The following is a 15,567-nucleotide window of genomic DNA, read 5'->3' on the forward strand; positions in this document are numbered from 1 at the left end:
TGGAAGCGCTACCCCTTCAGCCTGCGCTGCCGGCGCGATGGCGGGGGCATGCAGGCCACCCTCGATCTGACGGTGGGGTACTCCTCCACCTGCCCCTGTTCGGCCGCGCTGTCGCGCCAGCTGATCCAGCAGGCCTTCGAGGAGGACTTCACCGATATGCCGGTCAGCCGTCAGGCGGTGAGCGCCTGGCTGGGCAGTGAGGATGGCATTCTGGCCACGCCCCATAGCCAGCGCAGCCAGGCCCATCTCTCGCTGCGCCTGGCCGGCGATCTAGATGAGCTGCCGCTGCTGGCGCTGGTGGACGCGGTCGAGCGCAGCCTGGGCACTGCGCTGCAGACCGCGGTCAAGCGCATCGACGAGCAGGCCTTCGCCCTGGCCAACGGCCAGAACCTGATGTTCTGTGAGGACGCCGCGCGCCGCCTGCACCATACCCTGCGTGACCAGCCCGGCATCAGCGGCTTTCGGCTGCGGGTGGTGCATGCCGAGAGCCTGCATGCCCACGACGCCGTGGCGCGCAGCGAGTGGAACTGGGCGGCGGACAGCGCTGGCGAGGAGTGGCCATGACGATCTGGACACAGCTCGAGGAGGCCGCGCTGAACGAGCAGCGGCCCCTGTCCGCGGTGCTCGCTGCCGTCCCCTGGAACGCCGATGGCCTGATCACCGCCATTGCCCAGCAGCACGATAGCGGCGAGGTGCTGATGCTGGCCTGGATGAGCCGCGAGGCGTTGCTGGAGACCCTCGAGACGGGGCAGGTCTGCTACTGGTCGCGTTCGCGCCAAACGTTGTGGCGCAAGGGGGAGAGCTCCGGCCACCGCCAGCGCCTGGTGGAGGCGCGGCTCGACTGCGATGGTGACGACCTGGGCAGCCTGGAGATTGCTGACGCCATTGCCCTGCTTAGTAAGCGCTCCGCCGCCCCCGACACCCAGCAGCGGCATGCCGCCCAGGCGGCCCTGCTCGAGCGACTGCAGGCGTGTGGTCCTGTTATAGAGACAGATCCGTGCTCATTTCAATGAGACTTCAAAGCGTCAATCAAAGCGCGTAGCGCAACGGGTATGTGGCGGCGGCTTGGGTAGTAGAGATAGTAGCCAGGAAAGGTGGGGCACCACTTAGCGAGTACCTGGATCAATCGCCCAGAAGCGATGTCGTCAGCCACATCATGCTCTAGCAGATAGCCAAGGCCTGCACCGGCTCTTACCGCCGCCACGGCGAGTGGTGTTTCATTGACAATCAGCGGGCCGTCGGTGCGTATATTGATCTCTCGTCCATTGTGCTCAAACTCCCAGGGTAATAGACCGCCGGATGTCGTCAGCCGAAAGCCAATGCAGCGATGGTGTCTCAGGTCTGCCGGTGTCCGTGGCTTAGGGTAACGTTCGAAGTAGTCCGGTGTGCCCACCACCACCGTGCGCATCGGCGGCCCAACGCGCACGGCAACCATGTCTTTCTCGACCGTCTCGTGAAAGCGGATGCCTGCATCGAAGCCTGCGGCCACAATATCGGTCAACCCGTTCTCTATGCTCACCTCCACCTGGACATCCGGATTGGCAAGTAGAAAGGCGGGCAGCGCTGGCTCCAGAATCATCTGCGCTGCATGGGCAAAGGTGGTAATGCGGATGGTGCCCGAAGGCGATTCGCGCCACTGGGCCAGTGTGGCCAGGCCACCCTCTATCTCTGCCAGCGCAGGCTCGAGTGAGCGTAGCAGGCGCTCGCCAGCCTCGGTGGGGGCAACGCTGCGCGTGGTGCGCGCTAATAAACGAACACCCAAGCGCTCCTCGAGCCCGCGCATGGCATGACTGAGGGCTGAGGGGGATATGGCCAGAAGGGCGGCGGCGCGGGTGAAGCTTCGCTCGCGGGCCACGGTCGTAAAGGCCAGAAGATCATTGAGTTCGCGTCGTTGCATTGCTGCATTCTATTCACAAGTTCATGCCTTTTTCCAGGTCTAATCGTCACACCAAGATGAGCCTATAGTGCGAAGGAGACGCTAATCGCTATAGGAGAAAGAGCATGGATTTAACCCATTACCGTACGTTAGGAAATTCGGGACTTGCGGTGAGTCCGCTGGCGCTGGGCACCATGACGTTTGGTGCTGATCGCTGGGGGACAGGAGAGAAAACATCCCGTAGTGTGTTCAATGCCTACATTGAAGCTGGCGGTAATTTTGTCGATTCAGCAGATGTCTATTCGGCTGGCCACAGTGAAGAGATGCTAGGCGGTTTTATTGCCGAGAGAGGCCTGCGAGACACCTTGGTGGTCTCGACGAAATCCGGCTTTTCCCGTAGCCAGGGGGCACCCAATTGCGGCGGGAGTGGCGCAAAGAATATCCGTCTTGGGTTGGAGGGTTCTCTCAGACGCCTGCGCACCGATTATATCGATATGTTCTGGGTGCATGTATGGGATCGGTTCACGCCCGCAGAAGAAGTGCTGCAAACGCTGGTCGATGCCAAGCGGAGTGGAAAGATTCTTCATTACGGCTTCTCTAATACGCCTGGTTGGTATATCGCTAAAGTCGCCACGTTAGCCCAAGCACACGGGCTTCCCGCACCGGTCGGTCTTCAGTTTCAATACTCGCTGATCGAGCGTGGCGTCGAACTCGATATCCTGCCTGCCGGTAACGAGTTCGGGCTAGGCATGGTGCCGTGGAGCCCATTGGGCGGTGGCCTGCTCAGTGGGAAATATGGTCGTGAGATGCTTGCCGAGTCGAGCCGTGAAGGGGGACTTCCGGACAAGGCGGGTGTGGCGCAGGAAGGAAGTGATGGCCGCCTGAACGGCGATAACCCTTTCGGGGGAATGCTGTTTACCGAGCGCAACTTCGATGTCGTCGATGTGGTGCGTGATATTGCTCAGGAGATAGGCCGTTCAATGGCTGAAGTGGCGCTGGCCTGGGTCGTCAATCGGCCTGGCGTTTCCAGCGTATTAGTCGGTGCTAGCCGCGTTGTTCAGCTATCCCAGAATATTGCCGCTCTTGATATCATGCTCACCCGCGAGCAGCAGGGACGCCTTGATCAGGTTAGCGAGCTGGCGCAGATAAACCCTTACTTTATCTTCCAACTACCGTCGGACTTAATCCGTGGCGTACCATCAGTCACTTCGTGGAAAGCCGTTGGATAATGTCGTTTTTGTAAATCAGCCATTCTGGTTCGGCAAGCTGAGGGCCCTCTAGAGGGCCCTCAGGGGTCAAACCCAACCTGGCTGGACATTTCGCTTAGGCCGGCTGAGGCTTGTTGATGGGCCCTCCTATCAGCTTGTCCGGCAGCTCGGAGCGCCCCAGCACGCCGCCGAACGCGCTGCCGCGCCAGACGCGGCCGGTGACCAGCTGAAACGGATGCGTCGAGATCTCTTCGCCGGCCCCGGCCACGCCGATGATGATGCTCTCGCCCCAGCCCTTGTGGCAGCACTCGAGGGCGGCCCGCATCAAGCGCACGTTGCCGACGGCTTCGAAAGAGAAGTCGACGCCACCGTTGGTCATCTCGATGATCACCTCGTGCAGCGGCTCGGGATAGTCGTTCGGGTCGAGGCACTCCGTGGCGCCCAAGCCAAACACCGCCACCGTATCGCCGGCCTGCCTACCGGGTCCTAGCGGGACAGCGAGTCAGCGTTTGCGGGCTTGTGCCAATTGTTGGCGCCGGAACTCTCCCTGGCGTTCGAACATCCAGCCGGGATACTCGGGCGGCAGTTGGCTGATGCGATCGAGCTCGGCAAGTTCGTCATTGCTGAGCGTGACCTGGGCGGCGGCGATATTGTCGTCGAGTTGGTCGAGGCGTTTGGCACCGACGATGACACTAGTCACCGCTGGTTGGTGCAGCAGCCAGGCGAGCGCCACCTGGGCGACGCTGATCCCCTTGGTCTCGGCAATACCGCGCATCACGTCGACGCAGTCGTAGGCGCGTGTTTTCTCCACCGGGGGAAAGTCGAACTCGCTACGGCGGGCGTCGCCATCGGCTTGACCGTTACGGGCGTACTTGCCGCTGAGCAGACCGCCGGCGAGCGGGCTCCATACCATCAAACCGAGGCCCTCGCTCTCCAGCATCGGGACGATTTCTCGCTCCAGGTCGCGGCCGGCCAGGGTGTAGTAGGCCTGCAGCGACTGGAAGCGGTTCAGCCCCTTGCGTTCGGCGATGCCGAGCGCCTTGACGATCTGCCAGGCTGCCCAGTTAGAGACGCCGAGATAACGCACGTGGCCCTGCTGGACCAGGGTGTCCAGCGCGCTCAGGGTCTCTTCGATGGGCGTGGCGGGGTCGAAACCGTGCACCTGGTAGAGATCGATATGGTCGAGCTGTAGGCGTTTCAGGCTCGCCTTAACGCCTTCCATGATGTGATAGCGAGACAGCCCCCTGGCATTGACGCCCGGGCCGGTTTCGCCGAATACCTTGGTGGCGACCACCACCTCGTCGCGCGGCACGCCGAGGTTCTTCAGGGCCTGGCCGGTGATGCGCTCGGAAAGTCCTTCAGAATAGACGTCGGCGGTGTCGATGAAGTTGATGCCGGCCTCCAGGGCGCGGGCGATCAGCCTGTCGGCATCGCTCTGCTGCAGGTTGCCGATCTTGCTCCACAGCTCGCCTTCGCCGCCGAAGGTCATGGTGCCCAGGCAGAATTGAGAGACGAAGAGGCCGGTATTGCCGAGTGTGCGATATTGCATGAGGTGCTCCTTTAGCTGGCGGGGGCTGGTCGGGCATCGGTGCGATTCATCCTGCTGCCTCCGCTCGATGATGGTCGGTACCGCTGCCACTCGCGGTTGGCGGCGGTGTACGATGAGACGATACGCAGGCCGTAAGACATCGTTCAGGAACGCGCTATTCTGGTATTCGCACTTCCCCCCAAGGAAACGCAACGTGCTCAGCAACATCCGTCGCAGCGAAATCTCTACCTTCCTCAGAATCCGGCGTGCCCGGTTGCAGCCCGAGCAGCTCGGCCTGCCGCGGGGCGCGCGGCGGCGTACGCCCGGCCTGCGCCGTGAGGAGGTGGCCGAACTGGCCGGGATCAGTACCGAGTGGTATGCCTGGCTGGAGCAGATGCGCGACGTGCATCCGTCGATGGATACCTTGCAGCGCATTGCCGGGGCGCTGAGGCTGGAGCCCGCCGAGCAGCAGCATCTCCTGACCCTGGGGGGCTATGGCCTGGAGAACGCCGGCAACGGGCTGGCGCGCGAGGCCGTGGTGGGTGCGCAGCTACAGCGGCTTATGGATCAGTTGGCATGCTGCCCTGCCTGGATCATGGGGGCCCGCTCGGACATCCTGGCCTGGAACCGGGCGGCGACCGTCATCCACGGTGATCTGGGTGGCATGCAGGGAATCGAGCGCAACGGTATCCATCAGCTCTTCCTCAACCCACGGATGCGCCGCATGTTGGTGGACTGGGAGATTCATGCTCAGGACTGCGTGGCCAAGCTGCGCCTGACCCAGGCCAACTATCTCGACGACCCCTGGTTCAACGAGCTCATCGAACTGTTGCGATCACGCAGCCCGGCCTTCACCGAGTGGTGGGACGAGCATGATGTCCGCCTGCCTCATGACGGCGTCAAGGTGTACGAGCATCCCGATGTGGGCCGGCTCTCCTTCGACTATGCCATCCTGCAGGTGGCCGGGGGCAATGGGGTGCCACTGCACTTGATTACCTATGTTCCCACCCGCGATACGGACACCGAAGAAAAGATGAAGGCCCTGGTGGAGTGCCCGCAGGCAATGCTTCACGCCTGATTCAGTGCTGAGCCACATAGCGCCTCAACGCTTGCCTGGGTTGGCCCTGCCTCACTCCCTATTATACCGCCTCCTGGCTTCGGCGATGGTGCGGTGGTGGCTGTCGGCCCAGTTCACCAGCGCCTGCATCGGTTCGAGAAATGAGTGGCCGAGTTCGGTCAGGCGGTACTCCACGCGCGGTGGCACCTCCGGGTAGACCGTGCGTGTGACGAAGCCATCCTGTTCCAGGTGCTTGAGGGTGCGCGAAAGCATCTGCTTGGAGATGTCGCCGATCTCGCGCATCAACTCGTTGAAGCGCTGGGTACCGGGCTGCAGGGTCAGCAGTACGAGAACGCTCCATTGATCGCCGATGCGGTCGAGTACGTCGCGAATCGGGCAGGGATTATCATATTCGAAACTTTCGAGCGGTTGGTTTGGCATGGTGACTCCTTTAGGTGCCCAAGGGTCATGCTGGTGTGACCGGGTCGCACGCCGCTGACTTCTTGTGGATGAGTGAGAAGTAACATAGTTTGCCACATGGGTCTATTAATTAGACTAGGTCTATAAAGCAAACCAAAGGAGTCTTGAACATGGCCAATGTTGCTCTCATCGGCGCTTCCGGTAACGCCGGCTCTCGTATCCTCCAGGAACTCTCCGACCGCGGTCATCAGGTGACCGCTATCGCGCGCCATCCCGAACGCATCGATAGTTTGCCGGGTGTCGTGCCCCGTCAGGGGGACGTGCTCGACCGCGCTGGGCTGGCCGGCATGCTGCGTGGTCACGACGCGGTAATCAGCTCGGTACACTTCGCTACATGCGATGCTGATACGCTGATTGGCGCGGTGCGCGATGCCGGTGTGAAACGCTATCTGGTGGTGGGCGGAGCCGGCAGCCTGGAGGTTGCCCCCGGCCAGCGCCTGATCGACCAACCGGAGTTTCCGGAGGAGTACAAGGTGGAAGCGAGCGCAGGTGTGGTCTTCCTGGAGCGCTTGAGAGATGTCGAGGATCTCGATTGGACTTTCCTGTCGCCCTCCGCGATGTTCGTACCGGGCGAGCGCACTGGTAACTTCCGCCTCGGCAAGGATGCGCTACTGAGCAACGAGAACGGCTCCAGCATCTCGTTCGAGGATTACGCCATCGCCATGGTCGATGAGCTCGAGCGCCCCGACCACGTGCGCCAGCGATTCACCGTTGGCTATTGAGGTCATTGCAGGTCTAGAGGGGCTGGATGGGGATTTCACTCAATGGGATCGCCATTGGCATATTTCACCCAGGTCTTGCCCAGATGATTGCGCAGTTCTCGCCCAACCCGCTCAGGGTCTCTTGCCTCCAGCGCCGCCATGATGGCTTCGTGTTCCTCCATGGCGGTCGCCCATTTCTCGTTCTTCTGGTTCGACAGGTAGCGTACCCGGTAAAGCTGGCGGCTCAGGTTGGCATGCATGTCGATCAGGGTGGAGTTACCCGACAGGGCGACGATGCGGTTGTGGATCTCCTGGTTCAGGCGGAAGTAGTTCTGTCGGTCGCGGCGCAGGAAGCAGGCCTTCATCTCATAATGGAGTGCCTGTAATTCCGCGATGTCATCGTCGCTGGCATTGGCACAGGTAAGTTCTGCTGCCGCCTGCTCCAGCACGCTCAATACGTAGGCCTTCTCCTTGATGTCGGCGGCACTGACGTCGGCAACCACCGCTCCCCGATGCGGAGAGATGATAACCAGCCCTTCGGTCGCCAGGATCTTCAGCGCCTCTCGCAATGGAGTACGCGAGACCTGCAGCTCGTCAGCCAGGGTGCGTTCGGGGAGACGCTGGCCGGGCTGAAAATGGTCCATCACGATGTGCTCACGCAGATAGTTGGCCACTTTCTCGACCAACCCTGCGTGGCTGGGCTGCACGGCATCTTCCATTGGTTTGCTTCACCTTGAGTGCGAGCGCCAAGAATGGCATACCATTTTTTCCCTTTCAAATATTCGTGGCTCGTGCCCTCTAGTTTTTGTTTATAATTATCAATCACTTACCCATTGTCCTTGTGCCTGGAATACTAAAGTCTTATCTGGCATCGGTTGACCCTTAAAATGGCATACCATTACATTTTGCTCAGATCATGCCTCACTCGACCCTGCCCTTGTCTAGGCGGGGTGAGTCTCGGCTAGGTGCAATACACTGGCCAGCTTCCTACAAGACGCAGCCCTAAACGATGATTGGCACGGAACAATATTACTCATGAATTACTTGCAACATTTTGAAAATAAAAGAATTGTTGAGGTCTGCGTGGCAGGTGCCGGCGACTTCGGCCGTGGTGTTCTACGCCAGGCACGCAGCATGAAAGGGCTTGCCGCGAGGGTGGCGATCGATGTCAATCCGGAGCGGGCGGCGGAGGCACTGCGCCTCGCCAGCATTCCCGATGCCGAGATAATGGTATGCCATTTGCGCGAGGAGGCATTACAAGCCTGGCGAGAGGGGTGCTATGTCGCCGCTGGTGGGTTCGATACCGTGCAGGACCTGCCTTTCGACATCCTGGTGGAGTCGACGGGCATTCCCGAGGTGGGCGCCCGCTATGCCGAAGCTGCCCTGCTGGCGGGCAAGCACGTCGGTATCGCCACCAAGGAGACCGAATCCGTGGTGGGGCCCTACCTGACCCAGCTGGCCTATCGACAGAATCGCCTGTTCACGCCGATGGATGGTGATCAGCCAAGCCTGCTGATCGGCCTGGTCACCTGGGCCCGCACGCTGGGCTTCGAGATCGTCGCTGCCGGCAAGAGCAGCGAATATGACTTCGTCTGGGATGAGGCGTCCGGCAGCGTGATATGCAATGGCGTCTCCTACCCGGCGCCCGGCCTGGCCGAGCTGTGGGAGCTGCCCGAGGGGCGTGAGCGTGAAACCGTCCGGGCGCGCGCCAAGGCCCTGGCCGCCATTCCCCAGATATCCGTGCCCGACCTGTGCGAGATGGTCAATGTGGCCAACGCCACCGGACTGGGGCCCGACCGCTCCGAGTTCCATGGCTTGGTGCTGAGGACCGGTGAAGTGCCGTCCTTGCTGGATCTCCAGGCGCATGGCGGCGTGCTGCAGGGCAACGAGCGTCTGGAAGTATTCAACTGCCTGCGCCGCCCGGACGAAATCAGCTTCGCCGGTGGTGTGTTCGCTGTGGTGCGCTGCGAAGACCCGCATGTATGGACGCTACTGCGCGACAAGGGGCATATCCTCAGCCGCAGCGGCAACGCTGCAATGATCTACCTGCCGCGCCACCTGCTGGGCCTTGAAGCGCCTATCTCGTTGCTCGATGCGGTGCTCAACGGCTTGCCCTCTGGTGGCGGGCATGCCACCACGCCAAAGTTCGATCTGACCGCGCGCACGACCCAAACCATCCATGCCGGGCAGCGACTCGAGATGCGCGGTCACCATCGGCATATCGAGGGCCTGCGACCGGAGGTGCACCCGGCCGCGCCGCTATCGCCAGAGGCCAAGGTCCCTTTCTATCTGCTTCCCGGGGCGGAGGTCATTCGTGACATCGCCCCTCACCAGCCGATCACCCTGGCGGATGTTGCGCTACCCGACTCACGGCTCTACCAGCTTCGTCAGGCGCAGGATCGGTTGTTCCATGGGCAGGAAGCCTTGTCAGCAACTCGCGAGAATGCCGACGGGACGCTCGGCTGACTCACTCAACCCAGCAAGAATGACACGCCATAACAATTAGCATAGGAGAACGACATGCTCGCCAAGAAAACGTTGAAATCCGCAACTCTGGGCTTGGGTCTGGCCTTGGTCAGTGTGGCCATGGGGGCCAACGCCGACGAGGCCAGCGATTACCCCAGCAAGCCGATCCAGTTCCTGGTGGCGGCGGGTGCCGGCGGTGGCACGGACAACTTCGCTCGCGTGGTTCGCCCGATGTTCGAGGAGGCAGTAGGTGGGGCACGCATCACCGTGGTCAACCTGCCATCGGCCTCGGGTGCCCTGGCACACCAGCGCACCGCCAACGGTGACCCGGACGGCCATACCCTGGATTTTGCCTCCACGACGCTGGTCACGTCCCTGGCCGCCGGCCAGAATCCGATTGGCCTGGATCAACTGACGCCGATAGCACGCATGCAGTCGGATGTGATGGCGTTGTTCGTCAACCCGGAGCGTTACCCGGATGTCGAGTCGTTCCTGGAATACGCCAGAGAGAACCCAGGCAAGGTCACCGTAGGGGGGACCCACACGGCCAGCCCGGATCACGTAGCGTTCTTGTCGCTGCGCGACGCATCGGGCCTCGATATCAACTTCATTCCTTACGACAGTACCGGCAATGCCACCGCCAACGTGCTGGGCGGTAACATCGATGCCACCACGACATCGCTCAGTCCGCTGCTGAGCTATATCGAGGCAGGCCAGATGGCGCCGATCCTGATCTTCAGCGAGGAGCGCCTGGACCACTACCCCGATGTGCCTACTACCGTGGAACATGGCTGGGACCTGACCGACGGCAACGACCGGGCGATCTTCGTCCATGCCGATACACCTGAGCCGATCTTGCAGCGTCTCGAAGGTGCCTTCAAGGAAGTCTACGACTCCGAGGAGTACCAGACCTATGCCGAGCGCGTGAACCTGACCTACCGCGAAGGCTGGATGGGCAGCGAAGCGTATCGCCAGCGGCTCGAGAACAACTACGCGCTCTATTCACGTTTGCTGCAGAACGGTGAGTGACCGGCGATACATGAGCAAGACGGCGGCGGTAGCTTTCCGCCTCCCTACTTACCACCACTGCGCTGACCGGCCACACGGCCGGTCGCGCGACGTTCCCTTCGGGGGCCAATATGCACGTCAGGATCTATCTCTTCGCGACGGCGATCATTGTGCTGGCCCTGGCCAGCCTGCCAGCCACGCTGCAGTTCCCCAGCTCCGCGCAGGTGTCCACCTTCATCGGGCCTCGGGTCTGGCCGCTGAGCCTGATTGTCATGCTCTTCTTGCTTGGCTGCGCGCTGCTGGCGATGACCTGGCGCGATAGTCGTCGCAGCGTTCACGACAAAAGCGATTCCGAACAGGAAGGAAGCGGCGCGGCAGCGGCGCAGAAACTGTCCTTTGCCAGCACGCGGCACTGGTGGCTGATGGCGGCCACGGTGGGTTACACCGTGCTGATCCAGAGCATTGGCTTCCTGGCCGCCAGCGTGCTTTTCACCTTGGTTTGCACACTCCTGCTGGGGGCATGCAGGTGGTGGGTCATTGCCATCACCGTGGCAGTAGCGGTGGCGCTTATGCAGGGCGTATTCGTCATTCTGCTCGGGATCCCCCTGCCGTGACACCCAACGCGATGACACCCCTATCGACTTGCTCCAGGAGTTGACGATGCTGGAACATTTTCTCGGCGGGTTGGCCGTGGTGCTGCAGCCACTCAATCTGCTATTGCTGACCTCCGCGGTCTTCATCGGCTTCATCGGTGGCGCGCTGCCCGGTATCAGTGGCGTGATCCTGGTGGTGATCCTGCTACCGGTCACCTATGGTATGGAGCCCACCACGGCCTTCATGCTGCTCACGGCGATTTACGGGGCCACGGTATTTTCGGGGCTGATCACGGCGATTCTGTACCGTGCGCCGGGGACGCCCGAAGCGGTGATGACCGCCTTCGACGGCTATCCCATGACTCAGCAGGGCCAGGCCGGCAAGGCATTGGGCATCGGTGTGTTGAGTTCCGCCATCGGCGGCCTGGTCGGTACCGTGGCGTTGATCGTGTTCACGCCTATGCTCGCTACCATGGCACTGCGCTTCTCGTCACCCGAGTACTTCGCACTGGCGATCCTCGGCTTGACGGTGGTGGCTTCCCTCGGCGGGCGCTTGATCTACGGCCTCATCGGGGCGGCCCTCGGCCTGCTGATCGCCACGGTGGGCATCGATCCGCTCACCGGCACCAGCCGCTATACCTTCGACAACCTCAATCTCGCCGAGGGCGTCGGGCTGATTCCGATGATCGTGGGGCTGTTCGCGATCTCCGAGGTGATGAAGCGCGCGCTCGACCAGGACAGCCATCAGCCGCTGGAAAAGGTCAGGATCAAGATCTTCGATCTGCCGATCCTGCGCCAGATCGGTGGCACGCTGACGCGCTCGTCGCTGATTGGCGTGGTCACCGGGATTCTGCCCGGGATAGGGGCCAGCACCGCGGCCATGGTGAGCTATAGCGAGGCGGTGCGCTGGTCCAAGCATCCCGAGACATTCGGCAAGGGGGCCCCGGAAGGGGTGGCTGCGCCGGAATCGGCCAACAATGCCGCGGCCATGGGCGCACTGGTGCCGTTGTTTGCCCTCGGCATTCCCGGCAGTGGCACCACCGCCGTGATTCTTGGCGCCTTCATCATGCACGGGCTGCAGCCCGGCCCGATGTTCATGATCACCAGCAGCGACCTGATCTATGCCGTGTTCGCCGGGCTGTTCATCGTCAACTTTATGATCCTGCTGTTCTCCAAGCCGTTCATTGCGCTGTTCACCAAACTGCTCAACGTGCCCTATTCGGCGCTGGGACCGCTAATCGTCATGTGCTGCATCGTCGGAACCTACTCGGTACGCAATTCGATGTTCGACGTGTGGCTGATGCTCGGCTTCGGCGTGCTCGGCTATCTGCTGGAGAAGCTGAAGTTTCCACTGGTATCGATCATTCTCGGGCTGGTACTGGGACCGATCGCCGAGAGCGAGCTGCGCCGCACGCTCTCGATGTCCCAAGGTGACCCGTCGATTCTCTTCACTCGTCCGATCAGCGCCACGCTGCTGGCCATCGCCTGTCTGTTGCTGACGATAACCATCGTCACCCCTCTGGTGAAGCGGCTGCGTAGCAACAGATCCACGTCCTTGTCATCCAAACAGCGGAGCCAGTCATGACCATCGTATTGGGCGCCATCGCCGATGACTTCACCGGCGCCACGGACCTTGCCAACAACCTGGTGCGCAGCGGCATGCGCTGTCTGCAAGTGATCGGCGTACCCGGTCCGGATCTCGAGGTGAGTGAGGTCGATGCCGTGGTGGTGGCACTAAAGTCGCGCTCCTGTCCGGCGGATGAGGCCGTGGCCGACTCGCTGGCCGCGCTGGCGTGGCTGCGGGCGCAAGGCGCCCGCCAGCTGTTCTTCAAGTACTGTTCCACTTTCGATTCTACCGAGCATGGCAATATCGGCCCGGTGGCCGATGCGTTGCTGGAGCGACTAGGGGCAGCGCAGACGGTGATGGTGCCGGCCTTTCCGGTGAACGGTCGCACCGTCTACCAGGGCCACCTGTTCGTCGGCGACCGGCTGCTCAACGACAGCGGCATGCAGCACCATCCGCTCACGCCCATGACGGATGCCGACCTGGTGCGCGTACTCGCCAAACAGACCCCTCATCCGGTGGGCCTGATGGCGCGCCCGGTGCTCGCCCAGGGCGCCGAGGCAGCCCGGCAGCACCTGGCGACACTGGCCGGGCAGGGGGTACGGCACGTGGTCTGCGACACCCTCGACGAGCATGATCTGGACGTGCTGGCGGAGGCCTGTGAAGCGATGCCGCTGGTGACCGGTGGTTCGGGCCTGGGCCAGGCGCTACCCGCCCGCTATCGCCGCCTTGGCTGGCTTGACAAGATCGCCGAGCCGGGCCGCCTGCAGCCGGGCAGTGGCGGCGCGCTGGTGCTGTCGGGCAGCTGTTCCCGGGCCACGCTGGGCCAGGTGGCGCACTTCCTGGAGCGCTATCCCGGCTTCGCTCTCGACCCGCTGGCCCTGGCGGAAAGCGACGCACAGCGGGAAGCGGCGCTCGCCTTCGCACGGGACGCCCTCGAAAGCGGTGGGCCGGTATTGGTCTATGCCTCGGCCGATCCGGAGCGGGTGAAGGCCGCCCAGGCCAGGCTCGGTGTCGAGCGCGCGGGTCAGCTCGTCGAACGGGCGTTGGGACACCTGGCGGCGACGCTGATAAGTGAGGGAGTGGGCCGACTGGTGGTGGCAGGCGGCGAGACCTCGGGGGCCGTGGTGGCCGCGCTGGGCATCGAGACCCTGCGCATCGGTGAGCAGATCGATCCCGGCGTACCCTGGACCCAGGCGCAACTGGCGGGACGCGAAGCGCCGCTGTCGCTGGCGCTGAAATCGGGCAACTTCGGCGGAGTCGACTTCTTTACCCGTGCCTTCGAGGTGCTGCCATGAGCATTCACGACGAGAATGTCCTGCGCGAGCAGATCGCCACGCTAGGCAAGTCGCTGTTCGATCGAGGCCTGACCATGGGCTCCAGCGGCAATATCAGCATGCGCCTGGACGATGGTGGCTGGCTGATGACGCCGACCAACGCCTGCCTGGGGCGCCTCGATCCGGCACGCATCTCGCGGCTCGATGGTCAAGGCCAATGGCTCGATGGCGACACGCCGACCAAGGAGCAGTTCCTGCACATGGCGATGTACGCCGAGCGCCCGCAGTCCGGGGCCATTGTGCACCTGCACTCCACTCACTCGGTGGCGGTGTCCTGCTTACCCGGCATCGATCCCTGCGACTGTATTCCGCCGCTCACCGCCTACTACGTGATGCGCGTCGGCAAGCTGCCGCTGGTGCCCTATCACGTCCCGGGCGACCCCCAGTTGGGCGATGCCGTGCGCGGCCTGGCAGGCAAGCACAGCGCCGTGCTGCTGGCCAACCACGGGCCGGTGGTGGCGGGCAAGAACCTGGAAGCGGCGGTCTACGCCACCGAAGAACTCGAAGAGACCGCCAAGCTGTTCCTGCTGCTGCGTGGAGAGAACCCGCGTGTCCTCAACGAGGAGCAGGTGGCCGAGCTACAGCGGCGCTTTCCCGCCTGAACTCGACTCGCCCAGTCAGGCCAACGCCGCCCCTGGGTTGCCGGAGGCGACGTTCATTTCTTCGCGAGCTAGGTCAGCGGATCACGAAGCCGCGGCCTACCGGGTCGCGCTCATCGATCAGCCATTTGGCGTAGCCGATCAGCTCGGCGGTGCCCTGTACGCTGGGGCGGATGGCGCGGTAGCCGCCAATGTCCGTTTCACCGAGGATTTCACCGGTGAAGCGGCCGCTACCGAGCAGGCCCTCGGAGTAGATGGGCCGGCCCACGTCCAATTCGTTGCGGGCGTGGAACATGGCCATCATCGCGCTGGTGCCAGTACCGCCGGGAGAGCGGTCGAGCTTGCCGTCGGAGAAAACATGCACATTGCGGTAGAGCGAATCGGGTTGTGAGCCCTCGTGCCAGAAGGTGACGAAATTCAGGCCGTTGATGTGTGGACGAGTCGGGTGACGAATCTCCATACGGGCGTTGAGCTCGGCCTTCACCGCCTGGCCGGCGTGGGAGAAGTAGCTGCCGTTGTCGGGGCCGATGGGCTGCTTGTCGGAGGGCACCCGGATGATGGCGAAGAAGTTGCCGCCGAACACCAGGTCGGCCTTGAGCGTGCCGAGGCCAGGCACGTCGACCGGAATATCCTGCTCCATGACGAAGGCGGGCACATTCTCGAAGCGGGTCCAGTGCACCTTGTCGGCATCGGCCTTGACCTCTGAGACCACGGTGCCAGCTGTCGTTTCGAAGCGAATACGGGTGAGGCCGTTCTCTTGCGGGGGCGGCGCCAGGCGGTGGGAAACCATGGCCATGGAGAGCGCGATGGTGCCGTGGCCGCACATGTCGACGAACTGCTCGCCGTCGATCCACAGCATGCCGGCGTCATGATCGGCGTCGGAGGGAGGCGTAAGAAACACGCCGAACATGTGCTGGTGGCCACGCGGTTCGCGCATCAGGCTGGTGCGTACATGGTCGTGATGCTCTTGCAGGTAGCGGCGCTTGGCGAGGATGTCGCCGCCGAGCGGGTAGGGAATGCCGCCGTGGATAATGCAGGTCGGTTCGCCTTCGGTATGGGTATAGATGACGTCGAGAAATTGCTGGTTGTTCATGACAACATGTCCTGTATGGATGGGGCGGTTGTAGTGGTGGAGAGCATCGCTGGCCGG

Annotated in this window: 15 protein-coding genes and 2 pseudogenes; 11 read left to right on the plus strand and 6 right to left on the minus strand. The window is 62.6% G+C overall.

The window, feature by feature from the left end; all coding sequences use genetic code 11:
- Nucleotides 1-564 (plus strand): annotated as a pseudogene (locus CK498_RS25825) (GTP cyclohydrolase, FolE2/MptA family); the annotation flags it as partial.
- Nucleotides 561-1,013 (plus strand): phosphoribosyl-AMP cyclohydrolase, encoded by a 453-nt coding sequence (locus tag CK498_RS14580; RefSeq protein ID WP_229359087.1) that lies wholly within the window; start codon nucleotides 561-563, stop codon nucleotides 1,011-1,013. The pseudogene CK498_RS25825 and the gene CK498_RS14580, both read left to right, overlap by 4 nt.
- On the opposite strand, the gene CK498_RS14585 is transcribed toward CK498_RS14580, so the two are convergent.
- Complete coding sequence (locus CK498_RS14585) at nucleotides 1,007-1,897, minus strand: LysR family transcriptional regulator (protein WP_095621584.1); 891 nt, start codon at nucleotides 1,895-1,897, stop codon at nucleotides 1,007-1,009. The two genes, CK498_RS14580 and CK498_RS14585, sit on opposite strands and share 7 nt — an antisense overlap.
- Before the next feature lie 104 nt (nucleotides 1,898-2,001).
- On the opposite strand from CK498_RS14585, the gene CK498_RS14590 reads away from it, so the two are divergent.
- The gene (locus tag CK498_RS14590; protein ID WP_095621585.1) at nucleotides 2,002-3,105 is read left to right on the plus strand and encodes an aldo/keto reductase; all 1,104 of its coding nucleotides are present in this window, start codon (nucleotides 2,002-2,004) and stop codon (nucleotides 3,103-3,105) included.
- A gap of 136 nt (nucleotides 3,106-3,241) precedes the next feature.
- On the opposite strand, the pseudogene CK498_RS14595 reads toward CK498_RS14590, so the two are convergent.
- Together CK498_RS14595 and CK498_RS14600 are read right to left on the minus strand one after the other, a co-directional pair.
- A pseudogene (locus CK498_RS14595) lies at nucleotides 3,242-3,529 on the minus strand (zinc-binding dehydrogenase); the annotation flags it as partial.
- 57 nt (nucleotides 3,530-3,586) lie between these two features.
- On the minus strand, nucleotides 3,587-4,633 hold the full coding sequence (locus CK498_RS14600; protein ID WP_095621586.1) for an aldo/keto reductase: 1,047 nt from the start codon (nucleotides 4,631-4,633) through the stop codon (nucleotides 3,587-3,589).
- Nucleotides 4,634-4,826: 193 nt separating this feature from the next.
- On the opposite strand from CK498_RS14600, the gene CK498_RS14605 reads away from it, so the two are divergent.
- On the plus strand, nucleotides 4,827-5,690 hold the full coding sequence (locus CK498_RS14605) for a helix-turn-helix domain-containing protein (protein ID WP_176475805.1): 864 nt from the start codon (nucleotides 4,827-4,829) through the stop codon (nucleotides 5,688-5,690).
- A 51-nt stretch (nucleotides 5,691-5,741) separates the two neighbouring features.
- Here the strand turns inward: CK498_RS14605 and CK498_RS14610 are convergent, their stop codons facing one another.
- Nucleotides 5,742-6,110 (minus strand): winged helix-turn-helix transcriptional regulator, encoded by a 369-nt coding sequence (locus CK498_RS14610; protein WP_095621588.1) that lies wholly within the window; start codon nucleotides 6,108-6,110, stop codon nucleotides 5,742-5,744.
- Between the two features lie 149 nt (nucleotides 6,111-6,259).
- Between CK498_RS14610 and CK498_RS14615 the strand changes: the two genes are divergently transcribed.
- Nucleotides 6,260-6,871 carry an NAD(P)-dependent oxidoreductase gene (locus CK498_RS14615; RefSeq protein WP_095621589.1) on the plus strand — a complete coding sequence of 204 codons (612 nt, stop codon included), beginning with the start codon at nucleotides 6,260-6,262 and terminating at the stop codon, nucleotides 6,869-6,871.
- 35 nt (nucleotides 6,872-6,906) lie between these two features.
- Here the strand turns inward: CK498_RS14615 and CK498_RS14620 are convergent, their stop codons facing one another.
- Nucleotides 6,907-7,569: a GntR family transcriptional regulator gene (locus CK498_RS14620; RefSeq protein ID WP_095621590.1), complete on the minus strand. Its 663-nt coding sequence runs from the start codon at nucleotides 7,567-7,569 to the stop codon at nucleotides 6,907-6,909.
- 364 nt (nucleotides 7,570-7,933) lie between these two features.
- Here CK498_RS14620 and CK498_RS14625 point away from each other — a divergent pair, with 364 nt between their 5' ends.
- The 6 genes from CK498_RS14625 (at nucleotide 7,934) to otnC (ending at nucleotide 14,420) form a co-directional block, all read left to right on the plus strand.
- Complete coding sequence (locus tag CK498_RS14625; RefSeq protein WP_229359088.1) at nucleotides 7,934-9,316, plus strand: flagellar biosynthesis protein FlgA; 1,383 nt, start codon at nucleotides 7,934-7,936, stop codon at nucleotides 9,314-9,316.
- 54 nt (nucleotides 9,317-9,370) lie between these two features.
- The gene (locus CK498_RS14630; RefSeq protein WP_095621592.1) at nucleotides 9,371-10,345 is read left to right on the plus strand and encodes a tripartite tricarboxylate transporter substrate binding protein; all 975 of its coding nucleotides are present in this window, start codon (nucleotides 9,371-9,373) and stop codon (nucleotides 10,343-10,345) included.
- 110 nt (nucleotides 10,346-10,455) lie between these two features.
- Complete coding sequence (locus CK498_RS14635; RefSeq protein WP_095621593.1) at nucleotides 10,456-10,938, plus strand: tripartite tricarboxylate transporter TctB family protein; 483 nt, start codon at nucleotides 10,456-10,458, stop codon at nucleotides 10,936-10,938.
- A 46-nt stretch (nucleotides 10,939-10,984) separates the two neighbouring features.
- Entirely contained in the window at nucleotides 10,985-12,502 is a 1,518-nt protein-coding gene (locus tag CK498_RS14640; protein ID WP_095621594.1) for a tripartite tricarboxylate transporter permease, read from the plus strand.
- Nucleotides 12,499-13,779: a 3-oxo-tetronate kinase gene (otnK, locus tag CK498_RS14645; RefSeq protein WP_095621595.1), complete on the plus strand. Its 1,281-nt coding sequence runs from the start codon at nucleotides 12,499-12,501 to the stop codon at nucleotides 13,777-13,779. The genes CK498_RS14640 and otnK overlap by 4 nt, the downstream gene beginning before the upstream one ends.
- Nucleotides 13,776-14,420: a 3-oxo-tetronate 4-phosphate decarboxylase gene (otnC, locus tag CK498_RS14650; protein ID WP_095621596.1), complete on the plus strand. Its 645-nt coding sequence runs from the start codon at nucleotides 13,776-13,778 to the stop codon at nucleotides 14,418-14,420. Before otnK ends, otnC begins: the two co-directional genes overlap by 4 nt.
- 73 nt (nucleotides 14,421-14,493) lie before the next feature.
- Here the strand turns inward: otnC and CK498_RS14655 are convergent, their stop codons facing one another.
- Entirely contained in the window at nucleotides 14,494-15,510 is a 1,017-nt protein-coding gene (locus tag CK498_RS14655) for a proline racemase family protein (RefSeq protein WP_095621597.1), read from the minus strand.
- Nucleotides 15,511-15,567: the final 57 nt, after the last annotated feature.

Source organism: Halomonas salipaludis (assembly GCF_002286975.1).
Classification (GTDB): Bacteria; Pseudomonadota; Gammaproteobacteria; order Pseudomonadales; family Halomonadaceae; genus Franzmannia; species Franzmannia salipaludis.

What these genes read in the sequence shown, in the direction of transcription:
- otnK (WP_095621595.1), top strand. Translation starts at nt 12,499, where the DNA reads ATGACCATCGTATTGGGCGCCATCGCCGATGACTTCACCGGCGCCACG.
- CK498_RS14600 (WP_095621586.1), bottom strand. Translation starts at nt 4,633, where the DNA reads ATGCAATATCGCACACTCGGCAATACCGGCCTCTTCGTCTCTCAATTC.
- CK498_RS14655 (WP_095621597.1), bottom strand. Translation starts at nt 15,510, where the DNA reads ATGAACAACCAGCAATTTCTCGACGTCATCTATACCCATACCGAAGGC.
- CK498_RS14630 (WP_095621592.1), top strand. Translation starts at nt 9,371, where the DNA reads ATGCTCGCCAAGAAAACGTTGAAATCCGCAACTCTGGGCTTGGGTCTG.
- CK498_RS14620 (WP_095621590.1), bottom strand. Translation starts at nt 7,569, where the DNA reads ATGGAAGATGCCGTGCAGCCCAGCCACGCAGGGTTGGTCGAGAAAGTG.
- CK498_RS14580 (WP_229359087.1), top strand. Translation starts at nt 561, where the DNA reads ATGACGATCTGGACACAGCTCGAGGAGGCCGCGCTGAACGAGCAGCGG.
- CK498_RS14610 (WP_095621588.1), bottom strand. Translation starts at nt 6,110, where the DNA reads ATGCCAAACCAACCGCTCGAAAGTTTCGAATATGATAATCCCTGCCCG.
- otnC (WP_095621596.1), top strand. Translation starts at nt 13,776, where the DNA reads ATGAGCATTCACGACGAGAATGTCCTGCGCGAGCAGATCGCCACGCTA.
- CK498_RS14590 (WP_095621585.1), top strand. Translation starts at nt 2,002, where the DNA reads ATGGATTTAACCCATTACCGTACGTTAGGAAATTCGGGACTTGCGGTG.
- CK498_RS14640 (WP_095621594.1), top strand. Translation starts at nt 10,985, where the DNA reads ATGCTGGAACATTTTCTCGGCGGGTTGGCCGTGGTGCTGCAGCCACTC.
- CK498_RS14615 (WP_095621589.1), top strand. Translation starts at nt 6,260, where the DNA reads ATGGCCAATGTTGCTCTCATCGGCGCTTCCGGTAACGCCGGCTCTCGT.
- CK498_RS14635 (WP_095621593.1), top strand. Translation starts at nt 10,456, where the DNA reads ATGCACGTCAGGATCTATCTCTTCGCGACGGCGATCATTGTGCTGGCC.
- CK498_RS14585 (WP_095621584.1), bottom strand. Translation starts at nt 1,897, where the DNA reads ATGCAACGACGCGAACTCAATGATCTTCTGGCCTTTACGACCGTGGCC.